The sequence below is a fragment of the Streptomyces cyanogenus genome, assembly GCF_017526105.1.
Lineage (GTDB): Bacteria > Actinomycetota > Actinomycetes > Streptomycetales > Streptomycetaceae > Streptomyces > Streptomyces cyanogenus.
On record NZ_CP071839.1, the window covers coordinates 8,744,159 to 8,767,519 of the forward strand.

Genomic DNA, 23,361 nt, shown 5'->3' on the forward strand with positions numbered 1-23,361 from the left:
TGTGGCGGGGCCCAGCTGCTGGGCCCCGCCCATGCGCCGAAAGCGGAGACTGGCCGGCTCGTCGGGATGGCGCGGGCGCCTGCAGTGTCGGGTCCGGCATCTCAGGAGCAACGCGAACAGTCCAGCCCCAGATCTGTCTCAGGACGTGAGCATGAACTCTCAACGGTCCCGTCAGGGACGCACTCTGGGTGTCTTTGCCGCCTGGCCCGGCTGTTGCGCGGGCAGCCTTGCATCAGCCGCCACTTGCGAGGGAAGTGCTGTGCAGCTGACATGGGGAATGCTTGCAGTAGCCCATGGGTACGCGGAGTTGCCTGACCACGCGAGTCGTTGATGAGAATCCTTGAGAACTCACCAGTCCCGCTCTTCGCCCAACGCAGGTCCTCACCCGACAGGGCTTCTGGCGGGGCTACATGCAAATGCTCGAGCGCACTCTGGCGGCTGTAGCACTGGTCCCTGACACTGCCGAGTGTGGCTGACAATACGTTTTGGATTGCCGCGCTCACCGGCGGAACTGCTGTTCTGGCCAGCTGGGTGACCAGCCGAGGCAACACCAGAGCAGCCCGCATCCAGGCCGACGCGGCGGCATCGTCGCAGCGCATGCAGCGGCTGCACGAGGCTCGTCGGTCCGCCTACCTGGCCCTCATCCAACAGGGCCAGCGGATGGCTGAGCTGTACTGGAAGGTGTCCGAAGTCCACCGCTTCAGCGACCCTGAAAGCCGGTCGGTGACGCTCAAGGATTTCCGCGACCGTATCCGGGACACCTACGGCGACTTGAGGCGGGCTGTGCGAGTCATCGAACTGGAGGGGCCGGACGAGGCGGCTGCTGCAGCGTACGCGGTGAAGCAGGCGACAACTGATCCGTATCAGGCCCTCAACTCCGTCATTGCCGGAGACGCAGGCGCAGAGGCCCGCTTCGACGCCTGCTACAGCCCTTACTGGGCGGCACTCAGCCGCTTCGTCGACGCGGCGAAGAGTGCCCTCCACGACACGTAGGCACCACGGTCTCCGCGGGCTGGGGATGGGAAATCGGGCTGAGCGGGCCCTGCTGGGATCTGAGGCAGGATTCCAAGGCGCGCCGGCATCGTCCTGCGCGCGCGGCTCTTCGAGCCGTCTGATCAGTTCCTCCGGGCAGGCTTCACCCCCATGCCGCTCGCACGAGCTGCCACTCCGCAATTCGCGGCACCTGCACGCCGGTCTCGCCAGTAGGCCCGTGCAGTGCCCAGGCCGCCGCCGGTGCAACGGGGGAACGGAGCGATTGCCGGAGCGTCGGCGCGCGGTGATTCCTGCGCGCGGTCAGCGGCATCTGGCGAGATTCTCAGCACAGACGGGCTCCTTGTCCTCCTGGCGCCGTGCCATGCACGAGCGCGATGCAGGATAGCAAATTTGCAACCGTGATTAGAGTGCACTTATCATGCAAGGTTAAAATGGACAGAAATTCATCTTTGGCGCGATTCATTTTTGAGACTGAGGCAATCGGGAGCCACCCCTCCCGAGGCTCGGCGCGCACCCAGCAAGCGGTCGCCAAAGGTATCCCTCTGTCATGGCGTATAAACCGCGAAGAAAACATCTCACACGGCTCTATTTTCCTGGCAGCGTGGGACGGACCCAGCGGTGCACGGTTACCGGACGGACTCCAGCATCGGCGAACAGGAAGAGGCGTCGATTGCGACGCCGTGAGGCGTCCCGGGCCTGCGCTTCGTCGAATCGTTGCCAGGAGATCCGCCATCTTGTACGGACCTTCGCCCACCGTGGTGCTCCGGCAGGCGGGTCGCATTCGAAAAAGGAGAGAAGGCAGTTGGAGGAGGGAACCGGCAGCAGGTCGACGCGGGCGTCGCGGGCACCTTGCTCGGTGTCCGCGACGCCCCCGCTCCGCCTTGCCTTCGGCAGCGTCGGCATAGGGCATGCCCCACGTCACATGGCTGGAGCGGTCCTCCTCCTGCGCACCACCGTCACCGCGGCGGTGGACGGCGTGGCGCCTCCCACGAAGGGGGGCGTGGGCTGGCCGTGGCCGTTCGACCAGTGCCGTGCCCGCCGTCGTCGCGAGGTGAGCAGCCCCCATGCAGACGCTGTCCGTGCCGCTGCGTGCCGCTGCGTGCCGCTTCGGTGAGCTGGGCGATGACCACGCAGCCGTACGGTCCACCGCCCTTGACGCGGCGACCTTCTCCGGCATGGCGGTCGGCGTCGACGCCCTCGACGAGAAGACCCCGGCGCCGGTGGAGGTGCCGGGCAGACGGAGAGGCGAGTTCGAGGAGCTACGGCAGCGGGTCAGGCGGTGCTGCCGGCCGTCGTGGCCACCGGCTCAACCAGGGCATCTGGCCAGCAGACGAGGACGGGGGCACGGGCGAGGCTGGCGCGGCGCGCGACCGACCCGCCCGCCCCCGGGGGGAACCGACCACGCTGCACGTGTACGGTGTCGCAGCACCGGCGCACCCTTGACTGTCGTCCATACTGCTGCAGGCCAGGCCACGACCGGTGGCCCCGGGCCCCCGAGGAGCGGCGGCGGAGGAGGTCGCAGCCGGGCACGCAGAACACAGCGTCGAGCCCCAGCCCCTCGTACGAGGTGCCGTCGGTGGCGAGCGGCCGACGGGCGCCGGCCCGCACGGCGGGCATCCCGCTCCTCCTGAACAGGCCCACGCCGTGGCGCAGCAGCGGACTTTTGTCGCCGGCCCCCTGCCCAGCTGCACATCGCAGAAGGGGCGGGTGCGAGGTCAACGAACACCTCGCACCCGCCCCTTCGAGAAGCAGGCCGGTTACCCGGCCCAGGACTCGGCGATGCCGCTCTCGCGGCAGAACCTGCCCCACTCCCGCCGTTCCCCGGGGGTGAGGGAGCGCACGAGCGCCTGCACCAGGACGGTGAGCTCCCTCCGGGTCCGGGGGCTCGCCCCGGCAGCCGCCTCGCTCGCCCGGGCGAGCATGTGGGCGGGCAGGAACTTGCCCGCGAACAGGCGGTCGACGAGCGGCATGTCCAGCTTGGCGCGCGCGGCGAACACCTTGATGGTCACGCCCTCCTCCGTCAGCGCACGCTCCAGCACGGACGCGAAGCGCATGCGCGCGGGGGAGGAGACGACCTCCTCGACCTGTTCGCCGGCCGGCTCCACCAGGCGGGACCTGCGCAAGGAGCGCGGGTTCCAGCCGGTGCGCACGTCACGCGCAGGGTCGAACTTGGCGAAGGCGCGCGCCCACCCCTGCTGCTGGCGTACCGGCACGCCGCAGCCGGCCAGGATCGCGGCCAGGTGCTCGAAGGTCATGGCGCGCTTTCCCGTCAGGACGGCACCCAGGGTGGCGTGACTGTAGGGGACACCGCTGCGCTCGGTGGCCTGCGACAACTCGCGCAGCGACATGCCCACGTACTTGCGCAGCGCGCTCAGACAGAGGAGGAACTGCGCCTCGGTCTCCAGGCCCGGCACGATCGCCCGGCCGCGGGTGTGCTCCCAGTAGCCGAACGCCCGGGCCTGCAGTGCGGCCGCGTCGGCGGGGGCTGTCGCCTGCTGCATCTCGTGGACCTTGTTCCACAGGCGGCGCGCGGCCATGAGGTCACCGCGGCAAGCGCGGACCCAGCCCTCCACGGTCCGCCACGAGATGCGGGGGTCGCCGTTGTGCGCCTTGGACAGCGAGCCCTCCGAGACCCCGGACAGCTGCGAGATCTTCTTCAAGGTCATGGGCTCGGTGATCGTGCTGGCGTCGGCCTGCGTGGTACGCAGGAACCGCGCGAGATTGATCACTGGATCGTCCCGCTGGGGGAGCGGGTCAGGGGTACGGGCCATCACCGGTCTCCTTTCCGTCCGGCCCGGGGGCCGGGACCCGCAAGGGGTCCCGGCCGAAGGGATCCAGGACGTCAGGCCAGTGCGATCCGAACGTGGTTAGCCAGCAGGACGATCAGCACGACTCCCGCGACGATCGCCTCGGTCGACTTGCCCATGAACATGCAGGCGATGACGACCGCGGCGACGATCGCCGTGATCGCCACGGACGGCCAGGGCACGGTGTGCGCCGTGCCGTTGGCCCCGCCGCTCGCCGTGCCCGCCACGGGCTGGGGCAGGGCGACGCCGTGGACGATCAGCGGTCCGGAGCCGGACACCGGAACGGGCGCCGGACGAGCCGGCAGGGCCGGCTCGTAGGGACGGACCGCACCATCGACGATGATGAACGGGCCCGTCGGCGCGGCGGGCGCGGCCGAGGAGGCCGAGAACGTCGAGCCGGCCGGGACACCGCCCGTGTCCTGCACGGGGGTGTGGGTGTAGGGGAGGATCCGGCCGTCGACAAGCATGAACGGCCCGGTCCCGATGGGAGACGAGCTCGAAGGCTCGTTGAACTGCTGAAACACTTTTTCTCCAGAACTCTTCGTCATTAATGAGCGTCCCGACGGGAGCGAACGGTGGCGCCGCCGCAGCGGCGCCATGTCGCGTGGACTCCTTTCATCCGTTGGTCCAGACAGGGATTTGGGTCTTGCTCGAGCACCGTGACCGCGTCGCGTCAGTTGCAGCTGACACGCCGAGGTGCGAGAGGTCCTCGGTACCAATCATGTCCTACGCGCTACCACTTCCAGGGGTCACGAGCCACTTCTGAAGATCACTCAGCGGCCCTTCATATCCGTGTAGTTGGGCATTTCCCCTGTGCAGACCGCAGTCGTTGCTGGTCAACAGCGATGCACTGCCGTCGCATCGAGAACCAGGAAACCGGTTCAAGACAGTCCTCCCTGTCCCCGAAGCAGCCCAACGGCACCTCAACGAACAGGCCCCTGCGCCGAGTTCCCGTCCTTCCTTCCCCCGCGCCGGTCTCCTGCGTGCTGGGAACAAGCCCGGCACCCCGGCCATCTAGTCCGACATGACCAGGGCGGCGACGACCACAATGGCAATCACAGGGCCTGTGAACCGCACCAACATGCCCCGGAAGACGAGATGTCCATTGCGGGGGCCGACGGCCTCGGCGCCGCCATCGCCGGTCACCGGCGGACCCCGGTGACCACCCGGGCGAGCAGACGCGTACCACGACCAGCACCAACAACGCCGCGCCGCGCAAGCAGACAGGCCCCACGCTCGTTGGCCCGGACCGCGGCTACGCCTCCGAGCTGGAGGGGGCCGCCGCGACGATGTGCCCGCTGGCGAAGCCGCGAAGAGCAAGCACATCGTCATCAAGACCTTGAAGAAGACGGCCAAGCACACGCCCTTCACCAAGGAGAAGGTCGAGAAGGTGGACATCGCCGGTCGAGAAGAAGGTCGAGGAGAAGGACATCGCCGAGGAGACGACCGTCGCCACGACCGGCGTCCGACAGCACCGAGAAGAAGGAGGCGATCGCCGTCCCCCGCCCGCCGCGCACTCGAACCACGCCGTCATCCCGCCGCCGGCGCCCGGTGATAGCCCCCACTTGTCCACGACGGCGTCGAACAGCGCGAGCCCCCGCCCGTACACCGCGCAGGAACCATTCATCACCTGCCGCCGCACTCCCACCCGAGGCACTGTTTATCAGGAAAACCGCCCGCAGCTGCTCCACCAGTGGTTACGGTCTGTGCTCATGCGGTTTCTGCACACTTCGGACTGGCACCTGGGCCGCCGGTTCCACGGAGAAGACCTGATCCCCGCCCAGCGCGCCTTCCTCGATCACTTGGTCGACACTGCCCGCGCCGAGAATGTCGACGCCGTCCTCGTAGCCGGTGATATCTACGACCGTGCCATCCCCAGCCTGGATGCCGTGCGCCTGTTCAGCCGCGCCCTGCACCAGCTCGCCGACCTCGGCGTGCCGATCATCATGATCAGCGGAAACCACGACTCCGCCCACCGCCTCGGCGTCGGATCCGGCCTCTTCGCCCGCGCCGGGATCCACCTGCGCACCGACCCGGACACCTGCGACGTCCCCGTCGTCCTCAACGACGCCGACGGCCCGGTCGCCGTGTACGGCATCCCCTACCTCGAACCGTCGATGGTCCGCACCCAGCTCGAGGCAGACGCCGCCTCCCACCGTGCGGTGCTGACCGCAGCCCTGGACAAGATCCACGCCGATCTCACCGACCGCCAGCCGGCAGGGACCCGCTCGGTGGTCCTCGCGCACGCCTTCGTCACCCCCGGCACCGGCCAGAGCGAGGAATCCCGGGTGGAGGAGTCGACCAGCGAACGCGACATCAGCGTCGGCGGTGTCGCCCACGTCGGCGCGGACGTCTTCGACGGCATCGACTACATCGCCCTCGGCCACCTCCACGGCCCCCAGAAGATCACCGACCGTGCCCACTACAGCGGCTCCCCCCTGCCCTACTCCTTCTCCGAGGCCGGCCACACCAAGTCCTTCACCCTGGTCGACCTCACCCCCGGCACGGCCCCCGCCGTCACCCGCCTGCCCTGCCCGACCCCCCACCGCCTGGAACGCATCCAAGGCCACCTCGAAGACCTCCTGAACGACCCCGCCCACGAACCCCTCAAGGACGCCTGGCTCGAGGTCACCCTCACCGACCCGGCCCTGCCCTTCGAAGCCATGGCCCGGCTGCGCCGCCGCTTCCCCCACACCCTTAGCCTTAAGCCCCCCCGGCGCGCCTTCATCCCCGCCCAGGCCACCGACACCCCCACCTACACTCAACGCCTCCAAGGCCGCAGCGAACTCGACATCGCCTGCGACTTCATCGCCGATCTGCGCGGCAGTGCACCCACGCCCGACGAACATGCCCTGCTCCAGCAGGCCGTCGACGCCGCCCGCGTGAACGAACTGCAGAAGGAAACCGTCTGATGCGCCTGCACCACCTCACCCTGCAGGCCTTCGGGCCCTTCGCCGGCACCCACACCGTCGACTTCGACGCCCTGTCCGCCGACGGCCTGTTCCTCCTGCACGGCGACACCGGCGCCGGGAAAAGCACCCTGTTCACCGCCATCTGCTTCGCCCTGTACGGCGAACCCCCGGTCGACCGCGACCTGATGCTGCGCAGCCACCACGCCCCAGCCGACCTGCTCACCCAGGTCACCCTCGACGTCACCATCTCCGGCCACCGGCTGCTCATCGACCGCATCCCCCAGCAGATGCGCCCCAAGAAGAACAGCACGGGCGAAACCCTGCAGAAGGCCGAGACCCGGCTCAGCCGGTGGACCACCGACTCTTCGGGGAAGGGCCACTGGGAGGCCTCCAGCAAGTCCCACCAGGAGACAGGCAAGGAGATCAAGGACCTGCTCGGCATGAGCCGGACCCAGTTCTGCCAAGTCGTTCTCCTGCCACAGAACGAGTTCACCAAGTTCCTCTACGCCGACGCAGGCAAGCGCCGCGAACTCCTCGGCAAGCTCTTCCACACCGACCGGTACGCCTTTATCGAACGCTGGCTGAGCGACCACAGCCGCACCACCCAGAAGAACCGCGACGCCGCCCGCGACGAGGTGCTGCACCTGGCCGCCCGCATCCACCAGGCCGCCGGCCCTGACCTGAAATCCCAGTACGACGCTCCCACCCCCGACGCCGCACACGATTTGACCGACCCTGCCCTGACCTGGGCCAACGACCTCATCCAGGCCAGCCAGGCCGACGCCCTCACCGCCCAGGCCAACGCCGAGAGCGCAAAGAAGAACCAGCTCGCCCAGCAGAAGCTGGAAGCCGCCGCCCGCGACCTGCACAGGCAGCAGACCACCTACGCCACCGCCCGTGAACAACTGGACCGGCTGGACAAGCAGACCCCGCACCAAGAAGCCCTCGGCCGGCGCCGGGAACAAGCTCGCCGGGCCCAGCAGCTGGCACCACTGCTGCACGCTCTCAGCACCGCCCGCGCCGATCACACCCGCGCCCAGAGCCGTGAAAGCGACGCCCGCACCCAGCTCCTCCCCGAGCATGCCGCACTGCAGGCCGCCGACCTCGCCACAGCCGGACAGCGCATCCGCGCCGACATCGCCGTGCTGAACACCCTCCTTCCTGAGGAAACCGGACTTCACCAGCTCACCGCCGAACTGAAGCGGATCGACGCCGAGCGGCAGGACTTCGCCCTCCAGCAGCGCACCGCACGCGACTGGCTCGAAGAGGAGACCGCCCAGCGAGCCGCCCTCGAGATCCGCCGGGAAGCGGCCCGCGAGGCCGAGGAAGAAAGCCGGCGCCAGCAGACCCAGCTGGAGAGCCTGAGCGGCCGCGTGGCGGCCGCCGAACGCCGCGACGCCCACCGCGTACAGATCACCACCACCGAGCAGCGCCTGACCGCCGCTGAGGAGGAGACCGAGAAAGCCGCCCAGGCCCACATCGGCATCCGCCGCCGACGCACCGAAGGAATGGCCGCCGAACTCGCCACTGGCCTCACCGACGGTGCACCGTGCCCGGTATGCGGCTCCTGCTCCCACCCCAATCCCGCGCAGGCACCTGACGGGCATCCCACGCGCGAGGACGAACAAGCCGCCGAGAAGACCCACCAGCGCCTGAAGCAGCAGTGCGACAAGATCGCGGCCGAGCTGCACAAGCTGCGCGAGGACGCCGCCGCTGCCACGGGCGAAGCCGGCGACACCCCGCTGGACAGCCTCAAAGCCGACCACGAGACACTCACCAAGCAGCTGGCCGACTCCCTCAAGCGAGCCGCCGACCGCAGGAGTGCCGAGGAGGAACTCCTCGCGCTCGACCGCGAACACACGGCTATGACCGAGCAGGACAGCACCGCAACCGCAGGCCTGTCCGACCGCAACGCCAACTACGACAACCTGTCCCAGCGGCACGCAGAACTCACCGCGAAACTCGACGCCGCCCGCGGCACCGCGCCTACCCTCGCGGCCCGCATCGACGACCTCACCCGCTCCGCCGATCACCTCGAGCAGGCAGCCGAGGCGTCCCGCACCGCAGCCAACGCCACCCAGACCCTGCACACGCGCACCAGCGAAGCCACCGACGCTGCGACATCACAGGGGTTCGGCACGCTCACCGAAGCCGAACAGGCCCAGCTCAGCGAGCAGGCCCTGACCGACCTCGAGGAAGAGATCAACAAGTGGCGCGCGGCCCGTGCCTCCCACCAAGCCGTCCTCGACGATCCCGTCCTGCAGGAAGCAGCCGCCCAACCGGCTGCCGACGTCGAAACGGCGGCAGCCCGGCGCGCCGCAGCAGACGAGCAGCACGCCCAAGCGGTCACTGCCTCCAGCACCGCACAGACCCGCACCACTGACCTCACCGACCTCACCACCGCTTTGGCCGAAGTCGTCGAGCGCCTCAAGGCACTCGAGCAGGCCCACAGCACCGCCCGCCACCTCGCCGACCTCGCCACCGGCACCGCATCCGGCACCCGGGTCCGCATGCAACTGGAGGCCTACGTCCTGGCCGCCCGCCTCGAACAGGTCGTCACCGCGGCCAACACCCGCCTGCACCTGATGTCCGAAGGCCGCTACACCCTGCGCCACTCCGACCACCAAGCCGCCCACGGCGCCCGCTCCGGCCTCGGCCTGGAAATCACCGACGCCTGGACCGGCCACCCCCGCAAGACCGACACCCTCTCCGGCGGCGAATCCTTCTTCGCCTCCCTCTCCCTCGCCCTCGGCCTGGCCGACGTCGTCACCCACGAAGCCGGCGGCAACCCCCTGGACACCCTCTTCATCGACGAAGGCTTCGGCACCCTCGACGACGACACCCTCCACAACGTCCTCGACGTCCTGGACTCCCTACGCGCCCACGACCGCACCGTCGGCGTCATCAGCCACATCCCCGAACTACGCCGCCGCATCACCCAGCGCCTCCACGTCCGAAAAGGCCCCACCGGCTCCACCCTCGCCCACCTGACCGAAGCAGCCGAATAACCTGGCCAGGAGAGCGGAGCTTTCGCCCCGCCCTCCTGAGCACCCAGCCGACCTCACGGAGCGCTGCACCTCCATGGCTCCCGACATTGAGCTACGGCCCCACCAAAAGGAAGCCGTTGCCGCCGCTGCCGCCACGCTCCGCAACCACACCCGCGCGAGCGTGATCGCCGCCTGCGGCACGGGCAAAACCCTGATCGCCGCTCGCACTACCGCCCGTATCACCCCTCGCGGCCGAGTCCTGGTACTCCTGCCCACACTGGACCTGCTGTCCCAGACGATCCGCTCCTGGCGCGCAGCCGGGCGCAAAGGCACCACCGTCGCCGTGTGCTCCGCGCGCCAGGCCCTCGACCACGAACCGCTCGGCGCCGACACCCCCCTCACCACCGACCCCGGCGAGCTCACCACCCAGGCCACCCCTCCGCGCACCGGCCCGGTCACCGCGTACGCGACCTACGCCTCCCTGTCCGCAGTCCTCGCCGCCCACCACGACCACCATCTGCCCCCCTGGGACCTCGTAGTCGTCGACGAAGCCCACCGAACCGCCGGCCGTCTCGGCAAGGCCTGGGCAGCCGTCCACCACGACGACCAGCTCCCCGCCGCCCGCCGCCTCTACCTGACCGCCACCCCCCGCCTTTGGGATCCCGACGACGCCCAGGACGGCGACGTCGAGGCGGTGGCCTCCATGGACGACGAGAGCCTGTTCGGCCCGGTCGCCTACCGGCTGACCCTCTCCGACGCCATCGACCTCGGCCTGCTGGCCGACTACCAGATCCTCGTCCCCGTCGTCACTGACGAAGACCTGCGTGACTGGCTTGCCACCGGCCCCGGAGCCGGCGTCGACGGCCTGCGCTTGGCCGGCCGCCAGGTCGCAGCCCTGCGCGCCATTCACGACCACCGGCTGCGCCGCATCCTCACCTTCCACCACCGCGTCGCCGACGCCCGCGCCTTCGCCACCACCCTGCACGAGACAGCAGCCACCCTCCCCGCCTCCTTGCGCCCCGAGGGATTGTGGGCGGACTGGATCAGCGGCCACCACACCCCCCAGGTCCGCCGCCGCCTCCTGCTCGAGTTCGCCTCCCATACCGACCCCCACACCCCGGCCGTCCTGTCCAACGCCCGTGTCCTGGGAGAGGGCATCGACGTGCCCGCCATCGACGCCGTCGTCTTCGCCGACCCCAAGAACAGCCCCGTCGACACCGTCCAGGCCGTCGGCCGCGCCCTGCGCCAAAAGCCCGGCGCCGGCAAGAAGGCCACCCTCGTCGTCCCCGTCTACCTAACCCCCGGTGAAGACCCCGACGATCTCCTCGGCGCTGACGCCTACACCCCCCTGTGGCGCACCATTCAGGCCCTGCGGGCCCACGACGACCGCCTCGAGGCGCGCCTCGCCGACCCCCGCACCCACCGTCCCACCATGCCCGGCGAGGACCCCGATGCCTGGCTGCACTTCGACCGTCCCACCCAGGCCGAAGAAGTCGCCCTCGCCCTCTCGCTTCGGGTCCTGGCTCCCAAGAGCGCTGAATGGCGCCGCGGCCTGACAGCCGCCCGCTGCTACCACCGCACCCACCACCACCTCGACGTCCCCCAGACCTACGAGGACACCACCGGCTACCCCCTGGGCCGCTGGCTCACCTGGCAGCGCCACCTGCACACCACCGGCGTCCTCGATCCGGCTCGCGCCCAGGCCCTCGAACGCCTCGGCATCATCTGGGACCCCCGCCAGCAGGCCTTCGAGCGGGGACTGGCTCACGCCACCGCCTACGCCTCCCACAACGGCCACCTCGCCGTTCCGGTCGACTGCCTCCACGACGACTTCCCCCTCGGCCGCTGGCTGGCCACCCAGCGCACCCGCGCCCACGACCTCACCGCCCAGCGCGCCGCCGCCCTCACCGCCCTGGACCCGTGGTGGAATCCGCCCTGGCCGCTCACCTGGCAGCGTGCCTACCACACGGCCCGCCGGCAGACAGAACAGAACGCAACTGCCTCACCGGCGGGGGAGTGGCTCGCGGCCCAGCACCGGCGTGCCGACGACCTCCACCCCGAGCAGCGCCGCCTCCTGAGAAACCTGGGACTCAACCTGCCGGACACACCCGCCTCCCACGCCAAGAAACCTCCGCTGTCGGCACGAGAGCGCGCCTTTCAGCATGCACTGGCCGCCGCACGTGCCTTCCGCGAACGAGAGGGCCATCTCAACGTCCCCCAGCGGCACATCGAGCAGATCGACGGCGAACAGGTACGGCTGGGGCAGTGGCTGAGCAACCTGCGCCGCCGCCGCTCCGGCCTGAGCCCGCAGCGGCGAGCAGCACTGCACGAGCTCGGCCTGTGAGCCAGAGCGCCTGAGCCGTCTTCTGCCTGCCCTCGCGGCATGATCGGTTCGCCGCAGGCGCCGCTTTTGGATGCTGCTTCATGGAATTGGCCGGATCCGTCTCCAGACGCCTGGATCAGTGACCGTGCCGCAACGGTGCTCTGAGCGAGTGCGCGCGAGCCAGGCATGACCTGACTGCGCAGGTGGGGCGCACTTTCGGCATCCTCACGCGGGGAGGATCGCCAGCAGGCGCGACCCCCATCCCAGGCGCCCTGGAACCAAGCACTCAACCATGGTCGCATGTCCCGTCATGTCTTGAACTATTCGCTGCTCAGGGCGAGTTGAGCGATCGGTCGTGATCCGTTGTCAGTGTGAGCCGTCAGCATGTCAGTGATTGCGGGGAAGAAACGATCACTGGGGGAGGACCACATGCCGTTTGTCCGGCCGTACGTGCGCTCCGACGGGACGCCAGTACGCGGACACTCCCGATGGGCGCCGGGCGCGCGCCGGGAGATGACCATCTTCGCTCTCTTCGGCCTGGCCGTGTTCGGCATCGGCCACGCCTCGGCGGCAAACGGAACGGACAGCGCGCCGCACCGGCCGTCGGTGACCTACCCGATCCGCTTCGACCACCACGCCGGCAGCACCTCAAAGGACGTCGCGCCACGCCCGACCGTGTCGTACCCGATCAAGTTCGGCACGCCCGAGCCGAGGAAGCCGGCACCTCAGCCGACGGTCTCGTACCCGATCGACTTCTCCACCCTGGGAGCTGAGCGATGACCCGGCGACCACCGGCCAAGCGGCGGACCACCAGCCGCCGACGCGGCCAGCAGGATACGCAAGCCGCCATCCTGGCCGCCGTGGCAGCAATCGTGATCACCGTGTTGGTGGTCAACTGGCTCCTCGCACACTGGTGGCTGCTGCTTATCGCGGCCGTCCCGGCGGTCCTGGGCGGCACCTGGTGGTGGCAGCAGCGGACTCAGCACGCGGAGCAGGAACGGACCCGGGCGCAGGCCCTGCGCTATCAACTGGCGCAGCTGGATGCACTGTCCCATCGCCAGTTCGAGCACGCAGTCCGTGACCTGATGCACCGGGACGGCTGCAGCGATGCCATCCAGGTCGGCGGACGAGGCGACCTCGGCGCGGATGTGAAGGCCACCGACCCGCTCGGGCGGCGCTGGGTGATCCAGTGCAAACACCGCCGCAACGGCGCCCAGGGCACGCCGGTGGGCACCCCAGAACTGCAGGTGCTCAACGGGACAGGCCGCCCGGTCCACAAGGGCGATGTCGTGGTGATGGTGACCAACGGAAGGATCACCCAGCCCGGCCGCGTCTTCGCCCGGCAGCAGCGGCTGCACCTCGTCGACCGCCACGTACTGGCGTCGTGGGCCGCGGACTCGAGACCGCTGTGGGAACTGCTGCCTGCCCTGCCGCCGCCTCGCAGGCCGTCGCAGCTCTCCTGAGCCCTGCTCCTGACCATGCCGGTACCATGCGGTCAGCCCTCCGCCGCACTCGCGCCCGTGAGACGAAGGCAACCACGGCGTTGTCCCGATCTCCGCCCCGAACAAGGGTTCTGCTCGGTATGCGGTCAATGAAGAGCGTCGATGGCCTGTGCGATGAGGGTCCGAGCTTCGGCTCCGTAGACGGCCGCGCCACGTAGCTGTTCGAACGCTTTCAAGTAGAGGGCGATCTCGTCTGGCTGCGTGATCCGTACGCGGGCGGATACGAGTTCGACGCTGACAAGTCGGTCGTCGTAGACGTGGAAGGTCTCGCGGGGCCACTGCCGACGCGAGGCCAAGGCCAAGGGAACGATGCCGACAGAGACTTGGGGCAGGGCGCCGGCGGTCAAGAGGTAGCCGAGCTGGGCCGCCATTGCGTCGGGATCGCAAACCTGGTGGCGCAGGGCTGCTTCCTCGATCACCGCCACGAGCCGGTGTCCGGGTTCGTGGATGATCCGGCTGCGCTCGACGCGGGCCCGGGCCGCTTGCACGCTGTCGTCCCCGGGGACGTCGTGGAGGCTGGCGCTGGTGTGCAGGATGCCCCCGGCGTAGCCCTCGGTCTGCAGCAAGCCGGGCACGAGGGTCGAGGAGTAGATGCGGAACAGCGCCGTGCTCCGGTACAGCTCGAGATAGCTGTCCTGGAGCTGGCCCAATCCGCTGCGGACTTGGCGCCGCCATTGGGTGTAGGCGGTCTTGGCGTCGCGGGACTCGGCGATGATGCCGTCGGCCTGGTCGTCGGCGCCGCATGCGTGGCACCAGCGGCGGATGTCGTCGGGGGTGGGTGCTGTGTGGGCGTTTTCCAGGCGGGATGTCTTGGGGTGGGTCCAGCCGCACCGTGCGGCGAGTTCGGCGTTTGGGGCGTTGTAGGCGGTCGGCGCAGATTGCTTCGGCTTCCGTCCGGAGAGCCCATCGAGGGCGTTGATCAGCTTGCCGCAAGGGGAGAGCAGATCTCTTGGCGATGGTACCGACTACGCCTGTCACGCTGAGGTGAGGCGTGTCGCCAAGGGCTGCGTATATCAGCTGGCCAGCCACAGGCCGGCGTTGTTCGTGTGCATGGCGGTCAGCCACGCCTGTACCGCTTCACGATTGACCTCTTCGACGGGGTAGTTGCGCGTGCGGACCACCTCACGAGCGCCGGGTGACCAGTCGACGGTGGCCACCAAGAGTCCGGTACGGGCTTTCTCCCAGGCGACATCGGCGGCGAGAGCCTTGACCACCACCTTGCTGATCTTGCGGCGCTCACGCTTGCACTGCACGATCACCAGGGGTGGAGCTTCGCCATCGGTGGCACGGCCGGATTCCCATAGCCTGATGTCGACGCCGTTGTCGTTGCGTCCCGGGCCGAGCTCGACGCGGAAGCCTGCCCGGTGGAAGTGCTCGGCCACCAGGGCCTCGAACTTCCTCCAGTGGATGGCGGCGAGTTCTTCGTAGTTGCCGACCAGGAAAGGAACGAACCGCTGGTCGAAGAACCGGCCGTAGGAGGCTGTCACGGAGTCCGAAGTGAACAGGTCGGCCAGCTTCACGACATCGCTCCATTCGACGGTACGCACCCACCTCTTCCACGGGTCGGAAGCATCCCGGAAGTCCTCCACCTCGAAGACGACGTCGATGGCTGCAGCAAGAGCATCTCCGTGCCAGCGACGGGCTGTCTCCCGTAACCGGTCGCGCACAGCAGGTGGCTGAGTGTCCATCTGCATGAAGCGCAGCAGCTGCCGACCCCGTTCCTCCAGGGCTTCGAGCGACGCCCGCTCTTGCTCGGTACCCAAAGTGAGCACGGTGTCGATGAAACCGAGCACCTGCCACGCCAGCTCTCCGTCCTGCAGCCGGTCGCGTACTCGGTCGGCGAGGGATCTCATGGCGCGTACCGCACCGGGCTGGACGAAGGAGTCCGCCACACAGCGGCTCATGATCTCGTAGGCTTCACTGCGCATCCGCACTGTCCCGGCCTCGCGCGGCGGATACAAGTGCGGGTAGCCGTGGCGTTGGAGGCTGGCCAGGATGTCGGATTCCATGATGGCCAGTCCTGCCCGGTAACCGACCATCTCGGTCAGGCGTTCGGCAACGAGGCGTCGGCTGGCGGGGAAGGCTCCCATGAGATTCTCCGGTGTGGGTGGGCGAACAGGGTAGGACCGGCTCTGCTAGGGGCGGAGGTGGTGCTTCCAGGTGGTGGAGTCTTCGGCGCAGTCGTGCGGAGGCCGGGCGGCGAACCTGCTCATGACGGGAACTCGGGGCTCATAGGGCAATTGGCTGCCGGTGCCTTGATGAGCCAACGTCCAGCAGACTGCCACGTACGTGCAGTCCATTGGCGAGCGGGGTCGAGAAGCCGTCGTCAGCGACCCTGCGGGTGCGGCCTTGCCTGCCTGTCAAGGCCGGTGGGGCTGGCCGCGGCAGGTGACGAGCCCCACGGCGGTGCCCGGGCCAGCGGCGTCAAGCCGCTGGCCTGGCCACCATGCCTGCACGGCGGCGTCAGGATTGGTCGCCGGCTGGAGTGCCGTCCTCGGCCGGGCTGGTGTCGCCGATGGCCTCGGCGTTCTGATCGTCGGCCAATGCGCTGCGGCGGTATTGGGGGTGATCGAGGTCCATCTGCTGGGCGGCGTGCAAGGGGACGGGGTAGCGGGTGCGGTTGGCCCAAGCCAGGGGCTGGTGGCACAGACGGGCCGCGGTCAGCGCCAGGGACTGGGGCTCGATCGGGGCCGTATCCAGGTTCTCGCCGGTGCCCGCAGGGCTGGCGGTGATGATGGGGTAGATCTCGGTGGCGGTCATGCTGTACCAGTTGGGGCGGACTTCGTTCTTGCGCCGGTTGTCGGGGTCGCTGGAGCCGTGGCTGGCGGTCCAGCGGGTGATGGCTTCGCCGAGGCGGCCGGCTCCGGCGCCGTCGAACTGGGGCGGGACGGTGGCCAGCAGCCAGGTGGGGGAGCCGAAGTCGGGTGTGACCTGGTAGAGCAGGTTGGTGACCTTGTTGGTGCGGGCCACGGTGCCGTCAACACTGCGGTGGCTGACCCGGACGGGGCGCGGCACCTCGTCCATGTCCTTGTTGATGCGTACCACGGCCAGCGGGCGTTCGCGGGCTTGGAGGGTGCTGGCGGGCAGCCAGGTGCTGTTGCGTGTGGGTTGCTGGCCCTGGCGGCGATTGTGCAGGCCCAGCCACAGGCGGCGGGTGGCCACGCCGTCGACGGTGACGGTGTAGGGGGCGCCGTCGAGATAGTCGTAGAGGTCGGCCAGAGCCTGGTCGATGTGCCGGGCCACTGTCTTGAGGCCGCGGTTGTCGTCATCGAAGTCGGTCATCTTGCCGGTGGGGTAGGCGTCCGCGTGGAAGGCGGCCTGCGCCTGGTGGTAGGGCTCCCAGCGGCGGTGGGTGTAGCTCCAGCCGTGCAGGGTCCAGGCCCCGCCAGGGTGGGCGGGAGGCTTCAGGACGCTGGCGGTCACGCAGATCTTGGCGGTGCGGTCCTTGCCCTGGCGGCTCTGGCGGCGCACGTGGATGCCGCAGTGCGCGACCTGATCGGCCGCGTGGGGGCCGATGGCATCGACCATGACCTGGTCGATGCGGCGGTCGATGATGCCCAGGCTCCGGCACAGGTCCAGCAGTGACAGGACCACCTGATGGTCGGTCTGTTTCCCGTTGAGCTTCTTGCGCTTGGCTTCCTTGCGCTCAGCGGTGAACTGGGAGACGAATCCGAGCCGCGCCAGGGTGCGCCGGGCCTGGTGCTTGGCGTCCTCGTCCGGGCCGGGACCGGCCGCCGTGCCCGCACCATCGGCCGGAGACATGGCGTCTGCTTCCTCCGCTGCGGCGTCGAATTCGGTCTCCGCCCAGACACCGACGAGGGTGGATGGCTCCTTCTTGAGCGAGGGAATGTGCGCGACGGCGGCCTCCTGCCCAGCCGCGGGGCCATGGACGAGGAACTCGGGGACACAGTGGAAGACCGCGCTGATGCGGCCGCCGTCCAGGGGCACGGGGATGCCCTCGGCGGGATCGAGTGTCTGCGGGTCGAGGTCGAAGATGCTGGCGAGGCCGTGGATCATGCGCTGACGCATCTCGTCCCGGTACCACAGGCACACCAGGCGCAGGTGCTGGTAATGCATGGCGTCCAAAGAGCGGATGATGTCGCCCGGCTGCACGGACAGTTCGGCCTGGGGCAGCTGCTTGAAGCCGCGGGCGCGGGAGTCCTGGACGATGTTCAGGCCGGTGGGGGCGAGGACCTGCCCGATGTGGCGGTCGAGCTCGCGCAGGTGGTGCATGCCGACGCCGCGGCCCACGGGAAAGGAGAAGGTCTTGCCCTGGATAGGGCGGATGGGGCCGAGCCCCGCCGTCTCGGCCTCGGTCTCGGGCTGGTCCTCTTCCCGGGTATCGGCGCTGTGTTCGGCCTCGACACGCTGCTGGATGTTGTGCAGGACGGAGTGGTCCATGCCGAGGCGGGCCAGGGTCTGCAGGGACATGCGGTGGATGCGGCGGACGCGGCCGCGTCCGGCCATTTCGACCTCGACGATCGGCAGGTCGGTCTCGGCCTGTTCGGCCAGCACGGTGCGTGCGTAGGCCATGGTGCGGCTGATGCGGGTGGCCTGGGAGGAGACCACGAGGATCGGGTCGGCGACATTGGGCAGGGTTTTCAGGGCCAGCCGCACCCGGGCCAGCGCGTGTGCGGTGCCGGCCTTGTTGGACCAGGGCTGCTGCCAGGCGATCAGGCCGCCGCTGCTGTCCGGCCTCAGAATGATGTCCTGATCGTCCACCCTCCAGGTGTGCTGGGCGAGGCGGTGGGCCAGGTCCCAGGCCGCAGTGTTGTAGACCCAGTTGGCCGCGTCCGGTTGCCGACCAGGGGTGGGGGAGAGCGGCGTGTGCGAGCCGTCCGGGGTGATGAGGTAGTCGGCCAGCAGCCGCTCCTGCTGCGTGGTCTCGGCGACGCGTTCGGCCAGTGGGGTGGGCCGGTTGAGGTCGATGTCGTCGGGGTGGTGGCCCAGGATGAGGCCGTGCAGGAGGGTGAACGCGTCGCGCAGGGTGTCGTCGTCGAGCGGGCGGCGGGTTGCCAGCAGCCCCTGTTTGGGGTCGAAGAAGACGTAACCGCCGGTTAAGCAGCGCAGGGCGCCGGTGAGCACGGAGTGCGGGGCCTGGGCCTCCTCCCGTTTGACGATGTCCTTGTACTGGCGGTCCAGCAGGGTCCACAGGGAGGTGACGCTGGTGGGGAACTGGCGCAGGTGGACGGTGGCCCCGTCCAGCAGCGTGGGGGTGCAGCGGTAGGCGAGCACGTCCAGGCAGGCACGGGTGATGGGTGCAGGCATGAGCGAGGAAGGCCTCCAAATCTGGGATGGTTGCGGACGGGCGGGAGGGGTCAGGTGTCATCCGGGTCGATACCGGCGTAGGCGAGGAACGCGGCGAGGGCCTCGCGGTAGATGGCGTTCATCTGCCGGCGCACATCGGGGGACCAGCGGTGGTGCATGCGGCGCAGGATGCCGGCGAGGTCGGACTGCCAGGAGTCCTCGTGGAAGGCGTAGTCGACGAGGTGAAGCGTCATGTCGGTGCCGCCGCGGCGGGCGCGCCCGGCGAGCTGGATCATGTCGACGACCATGCCGGCGACGATCTCTTCCTGCAGGGCGTGAGCGGTGCTGATGAACCCGGGCGCGGACCGCATGATCATGCCCATGCGGGCCCAGGCGGCGGCCCTGGCTTCCCTGAGGTTCCTGACGGGCAAGGCGGTGGGTGCGGAGGGCAGGGAGCTGATTCCGGCGGCGTTGACGCTGGCGTACATCTCCGCTGGATCGGTCAGCAGGGCCAGCGGCCGGGTGCACAGGTAGACCGGCGTGATGGCCGACTTGGTGCCGATGACGATGTTCAGGCCGCGGGCGATCCGCGCCATCGGCACGACGAGGATCTTTCCCCGGCGGGGGAAGTCCTCAAATTCGTCCGGGGTCAGCTCGGTGATGCCGGGTGGCAGAGGCGGCAGCTTGGCCCGCCAGTGCCGGTCGGCTGGCACGGCGACACACAGGCCGCTGGTGTACTGGCCCGCGGAGTGGATGCCGAGCGCGAGGTGGCGGCAGTGCTCGTAGGAGTTGACGACCACTGCCGCGTGCGCGCGGTCGGGGTCGGTGCGCGCGATGCGGGCGAGCTCGTCGTGAATCACCGTGTCGTAGAGACGGTCACCGAGTTTGATCAGTGCTTCGCGTTTGTGCTGCTGGGGGATGCCAGAGATCTGGATGGCCCGCTGGGTGACCGAGTCGGTGATCATGCGGCGCTTGGCGCGGATGCTGTCGGGCGCGGCATCGGTCATCCACCACTTCACGTCCGCGTGGACGTGCTCGCGCACGGCTTGAGGGAAGTAGGCGGTGGCCGACAGGCCCAGCACCGGCCGTTCCACACCGGCCAGGGCGAGGGAGACGATGCTGCCCAGCTGGGCGGTGTAGGTGTGGGGGTCGCCGCTGATGCTCTGCGCGGTCAGCTCAGCGTTCTTGTGGGGATTGTCCAGGCCGGTGACCCGGTAGCCGGTGATTGCCTTGCCGAGCATGCCGTAGGGCAGGATGTGGGCGGCCACCCCGGTCTCCAGACGCTGGGCGAGTATGCGGGCCGAGCGCATCCCCAGCGAGCGCAGCTGACCGGTCTTGTTGCGCAGCAGGCCAAGGGTGTCGTCGAGCTCGGCCAGCCACATCCGCACGATCAGCAGCTCGACGGCCTCGCCGCGGTCGTGCGGATCCTTGACGACGTCAAGCAGTACTTCGTTCAGTTCCAGCTGGATGGAGGCCAGCAGGTCCTCCCCGCGCGGCGCCAGCAGGTCGCCCAGCAGCCGCCGCACCGCTTTCAGATGCGGCGGCAGACCGGCATCCCCGGCCGGCTCGTCGGTGTCGTCGGATGTGGGCGGAGCCGGGCGCAGGGCTTTGAGCTGGTCGAAGAGGTGGTCGGGGATCTCCTGCTCGCTGGGGATGCCCTCGTCGGGAAAGAGCAACGTGATCAGACGCCGGTCCCGGCTGCCGGCCAGGTGCCAGCCGGTGCTGTTGACGCCTGGCCGCTCACGGGAGGGTCCGTGGCCTTCGTAGTGGCGCAGGTGCAGCAGGTCTTCGCAGACGCTGGCCAGCAGGAATTCCGACAGATAGCGGGCGTGGCTGATGGTCGGGCACAAGGCCTTGACCGCATCGGGCGGCAGTTTCGCCTTGTCCTCGTCCAACTCCCGCAAGGGCACGGTCGGCTGGCGCCGCGAATCCAGGACGAGCTCGCTGGAGCACAAGTCCAGGGCGGTCGACTGGAACTGGTCGACCTCATCGATCATGACGGTGTGCGAACGGCGTAGCACGAACTCCGCCACCGACACATCCGCGACCGCTCGCCCGTCCAGCCGGATGCCCAGCGGAAAGCGACCGGTCATGAAGTTGTGGTGATTGGTCACCACAACCGAGGCGGTGCACGCCTGCCGGTGCTGGGCGTACTTGCCGCAGGTGGCCGTCCACGGGCACGCGGCCCGGTCGGTCGCCGGCGGCAGCGGCAACAGCCCGCGGCACGGCTCCTGGCCGGGCGGGTACGGATGGCTGGACTGGGTGTGATGGCTGAGCGCGCAGCCGTAGGACAGCTGGTCCAGCTTCCACAGGGTCTTGTCCGACTGCTCCAGCAGACTGCCCTCGATGCGGGCGGCGGCCTTCATCGCCCGCTCGTGCAACCGCGAGGGCGACATCAGCGGCGTGCAGGTCTCCGTACGGCCCAGCTGCTCAAGATCCTGGCTGATGTCCCAGGCCGCGGACAGCGTGGCCTCGACCGTCGGCAGCACGAGGGTGACGGTCAGCCCGTTGACTGCATACCAGGAGGCGGCCACGCGCACCAGGACACTCTTGCCGGTCCCGGTGGGCGCGTTGAGGATGCCCATCGGCCCCGCCCCCAGCCGGATCAGCTCCTGCGCAGGCACCGCATCCGTGGTCTGCAACTGCGCAAAAAGGTTCTCCAGGACCGCGTGCACGTACCGGTCCGCGGCCGGGTAGCGCCCGTCGATCAGACGGGCCAGCTCGAGCAGCTCCCCGGCCGGCAGGGCAATCTCCTCCTGGTAGGGCACCGTGCGCACCTCGGGCAGCTCCGCCCGGGCCGCCGCCTCCTCTTCGCCGCCGTCGGCGAAGACAGGGATGACGGTGCGCCCCTGGATGAGCCCGGAGCCGGCCGCGTACTGCGTGCGCGGCAGCCAGATACCCGGCCCGGCCGGCTCGTCCGGGCGGCTGCGGGGGTGATCGCGGCGCAGCCGCTGAAGAATCCGGTCGACATACTCCAGCAAACCCCCGCCCACCAGCGGAACAGCCGCCTCGGCCCGCCCCACGGCGGGATCCGCGGACCTGAAGGGCAACGCGGCCGGCTCGCCGTGCGCGAAGTCCAGCAACTCCCGCGCGCGGGCGGCGAACACGGTGACAGAGGCCAGTTCCTGCGGAGCGAGCGCCACCACCGCGCCGATGCGCTGCTTCTCGTCGTGCGGCAAGTCCCGCCACCGCGCCCACTTGTCGAGCTGGCCGCTGAGCAGGAACGCCGCGTCCCGGAACGAAGCGATGGCCGTGCCGCCTGCCTCCTCTTGGCGCGGGAAGTAGTGGGCTGCCAGGGCCAGCGCGGCCCCGACCGCCCCGGCCGTCTTGGACAGGCGCCTGGCCTTGGTCACTGCCATGCCGCCCCCGCCTTCTTGCAGATCAGTTCACCGATGCCGCTCGCCGTCGCGGTCTTCAGCCCGAACTCGCCCGCCACGGTCCCCACCAGGTCCAGGCTGGATTCGCGGTAGTCGGGCACCACCAGCCACTCGGCGCCGCCCCGGTCCCCGCCGTCCGCCTGGATCTTCTTCGCCAGCAACAGGGCGGAGGTGTAGTCCTTGACGTCGATGCGGAACTCCGTCCGCCCCGCACCCTGCCCGGCGGCGACCTGCAGGTCGTAGGCATCCAGCTCCGGCCACAACGCCACCGACAGGCCCCGTTCGCTGAGTGCGTCGAAGAGGGCGACCTCGACGAGGCCGGGCACGGTCGTCCAGCGCCACACCCCCCGAGCCAGCGCCTTGTGCCCCTCCACGGGCACCGGCTCGGGTACCTGCCCGGTCAGGTCCGGGAACAGCACCGCCTGCGCACCCGACGGCGCAGCCGGCCGGGACAGCGGATGCAGCAGGGGAGCCCGCCCCGCATCCGGGAGCCTGAAGGAGTACGCGGCTCCCCAGGCCGCATGCGGGCGATGGAAGCAGCGCACACTGCCCGTCCTGGTCCCGGCCCGGGTGCCGTGCACAGTGACCTTCATCGGCCAGTGGCAGACCGGGCAGGCGAACCACCACCGGTCCCACGTTGCATCGAAGGAGACGGGCCGATAGAACTCCGCGACGCTGCTGGGCAGATTCAGCCGCCGCAGCTGCGCATCGGAGCCCGCCGGCATGCGGATCAGGCTGGAGCGCCCGTGCACGTAGGCGTCCTGGTCCATGCGCTTGCGCAGCGCGGTGAAGACCCGGTCCTGGTCCATCTCGGCCTCCAGGTTCCGGGTGCTGGCCGGCCGCCCGCCGTGCGTGGTCTTCGCCAGCGCGCGCAGGACCACCCGCTGCTCGATCTCCAGGTCGAAGAAGTCCTCGTCGAAGTCGCCGTCCGGGTCGATCAGGCGGACTCCGTCCATCTCCTCCGCCGGCACAGAAGCAGGCAGCAGCCGGGCCAGGTCTCCCTGCAGCAGTCTGCGGAACCGGCTGAAGGGCAAGGGTGCTGCCGGGCCCCGGGCCGCCTGGACGCGCCCGTAGGCGTCCAGCAGCGTGCCCAGCCGTCCCTCGGCAGGCTGTTCGGTGTCGGTGAGCGCCTTGGCGGCCATCGCGGCCGCCGCCATCACCATGTGACGCACGGCCGCATCGGAAAGTCCGGCCTCCGCCGGAGAGTTCGCTA

Annotated in this window: 13 protein-coding genes and 1 pseudogene; 6 read left to right on the top strand and 8 right to left on the bottom strand. The window is 69.5% G+C overall.

The window, feature by feature from the left end; translation table 11 throughout:
- The first annotated feature begins 468 nt into the window (after window positions 1-468).
- Window positions 469-993 carry a hypothetical protein gene (locus tag S1361_RS38615; RefSeq protein WP_208029834.1) on the top strand — a complete coding sequence of 175 codons (525 nt, stop codon included), beginning with the start codon at window positions 469-471 and terminating at the stop codon, window positions 991-993.
- Between the two features lie 1,757 nt (window positions 994-2,750).
- Here the strand turns inward: S1361_RS38615 and S1361_RS38620 are convergent.
- From S1361_RS38620 to S1361_RS38630, 3 genes are all read right to left on the bottom strand, one after another.
- On the bottom strand, window positions 2,751-3,764 hold the full coding sequence (locus tag S1361_RS38620) for a helix-turn-helix domain-containing protein (RefSeq protein ID WP_208029833.1): 1,014 nt from the start codon (window positions 3,762-3,764) through the stop codon (window positions 2,751-2,753).
- A 71-nt stretch (window positions 3,765-3,835) separates the two neighbouring features.
- Window positions 3,836-4,267, bottom strand: a complete 432-nt coding sequence (locus tag S1361_RS38625; protein ID WP_208029832.1) for a hypothetical protein — start codon at window positions 4,265-4,267, stop codon at window positions 3,836-3,838.
- 788 nt (window positions 4,268-5,055) lie between these two features.
- Window positions 5,056-5,256: a hypothetical protein gene (locus S1361_RS38630; protein WP_208029831.1), complete on the bottom strand. Its 201-nt coding sequence runs from the start codon at window positions 5,254-5,256 to the stop codon at window positions 5,056-5,058.
- A gap of 256 nt (window positions 5,257-5,512) precedes the next feature.
- Between S1361_RS38630 and S1361_RS38635 the strand changes: the two genes are divergently transcribed.
- The 5 genes from S1361_RS38635 (at window position 5,513) to S1361_RS38655 (ending at window position 13,485) form a co-directional block, all read left to right on the top strand.
- The gene (locus tag S1361_RS38635; protein WP_208029830.1) at window positions 5,513-6,712 is read left to right on the top strand and encodes an exonuclease SbcCD subunit D; all 1,200 of its coding nucleotides are present in this window, start codon (window positions 5,513-5,515) and stop codon (window positions 6,710-6,712) included.
- Complete coding sequence (locus S1361_RS38640; RefSeq protein ID WP_208029829.1) at window positions 6,712-9,720, top strand: AAA family ATPase; 3,009 nt, start codon at window positions 6,712-6,714, stop codon at window positions 9,718-9,720. The genes S1361_RS38635 and S1361_RS38640 overlap by 1 nt, the downstream gene beginning before the upstream one ends.
- A gap of 73 nt (window positions 9,721-9,793) precedes the next feature.
- On the top strand, window positions 9,794-12,043 hold the full coding sequence (locus tag S1361_RS38645; RefSeq protein ID WP_208029828.1) for a DEAD/DEAH box helicase: 2,250 nt from the start codon (window positions 9,794-9,796) through the stop codon (window positions 12,041-12,043).
- A gap of 492 nt (window positions 12,044-12,535) precedes the next feature.
- Entirely contained in the window at window positions 12,536-12,802 is a 267-nt protein-coding gene (locus S1361_RS38650) for a hypothetical protein (protein ID WP_243768966.1), read from the top strand.
- Complete coding sequence (locus S1361_RS38655) at window positions 12,799-13,485, top strand: restriction endonuclease (protein WP_208029826.1); 687 nt, start codon at window positions 12,799-12,801, stop codon at window positions 13,483-13,485. The genes S1361_RS38650 and S1361_RS38655 overlap by 4 nt, the downstream gene beginning before the upstream one ends.
- A gap of 125 nt (window positions 13,486-13,610) precedes the next feature.
- Here S1361_RS38655 and S1361_RS38660 read toward each other — a convergent pair.
- From S1361_RS38660 to S1361_RS38680, 5 genes and pseudogenes are all read right to left on the bottom strand, one after another.
- Window positions 13,611-14,369: pseudogene (locus S1361_RS38660) on the bottom strand (DUF5753 domain-containing protein); the annotation flags it as partial.
- Between the two features lie 168 nt (window positions 14,370-14,537).
- Entirely contained in the window at window positions 14,538-15,614 is a 1,077-nt protein-coding gene (locus S1361_RS38665) for a restriction endonuclease (protein WP_208029825.1), read from the bottom strand.
- Between the two features lie 373 nt (window positions 15,615-15,987).
- Complete coding sequence (locus S1361_RS38670; RefSeq protein ID WP_243768964.1) at window positions 15,988-18,792, bottom strand: RNaseH domain-containing protein; 2,805 nt, start codon at window positions 18,790-18,792, stop codon at window positions 15,988-15,990.
- A gap of 50 nt (window positions 18,793-18,842) precedes the next feature.
- The gene (locus S1361_RS38675) at window positions 18,843-22,130 is read right to left on the bottom strand and encodes a hypothetical protein (RefSeq protein WP_208029824.1); all 3,288 of its coding nucleotides are present in this window, start codon (window positions 22,128-22,130) and stop codon (window positions 18,843-18,845) included.
- Window positions 22,121-23,311: a restriction endonuclease-related protein gene (locus S1361_RS38680; protein ID WP_050487144.1), complete on the bottom strand. Its 1,191-nt coding sequence runs from the start codon at window positions 23,309-23,311 to the stop codon at window positions 22,121-22,123. The genes S1361_RS38675 and S1361_RS38680 overlap by 10 nt, the downstream gene beginning before the upstream one ends.
- Window positions 23,312-23,361 lie beyond the last annotated feature (50 nt).

Coding starts and splice junctions, on each gene's coding strand:
- S1361_RS38620 (WP_208029833.1), bottom strand. CDS start 3,764: ATGGCCCGTACCCCTGACCCGCTCCCCCAGCGGGACGATCCAGTGATC.
- S1361_RS38625 (WP_208029832.1), bottom strand. CDS start 4,267: ATGCTTGTCGACGGCCGGATCCTCCCCTACACCCACACCCCCGTGCAG.
- S1361_RS38635 (WP_208029830.1), top strand. CDS start 5,513: ATGCGGTTTCTGCACACTTCGGACTGGCACCTGGGCCGCCGGTTCCAC.
- S1361_RS38640 (WP_208029829.1), top strand. CDS start 6,712: ATGCGCCTGCACCACCTCACCCTGCAGGCCTTCGGGCCCTTCGCCGGC.
- S1361_RS38645 (WP_208029828.1), top strand. CDS start 9,794: ATGGCTCCCGACATTGAGCTACGGCCCCACCAAAAGGAAGCCGTTGCC.
- S1361_RS38650 (WP_243768966.1), top strand. CDS start 12,536: ATGACCATCTTCGCTCTCTTCGGCCTGGCCGTGTTCGGCATCGGCCAC.
- S1361_RS38655 (WP_208029826.1), top strand. CDS start 12,799: ATGACCCGGCGACCACCGGCCAAGCGGCGGACCACCAGCCGCCGACGC.
- S1361_RS38665 (WP_208029825.1), bottom strand. CDS start 15,614: ATGGGAGCCTTCCCCGCCAGCCGACGCCTCGTTGCCGAACGCCTGACC.
- S1361_RS38670 (WP_243768964.1), bottom strand. CDS start 18,792: ATGCCTGCACCCATCACCCGTGCCTGCCTGGACGTGCTCGCCTACCGC.
- S1361_RS38675 (WP_208029824.1), bottom strand. CDS start 22,130: ATGGCAGTGACCAAGGCCAGGCGCCTGTCCAAGACGGCCGGGGCGGTC.
- S1361_RS38680 (WP_050487144.1), bottom strand. CDS start 23,311: ATGGTGATGGCGGCGGCCGCGATGGCCGCCAAGGCGCTCACCGACACC.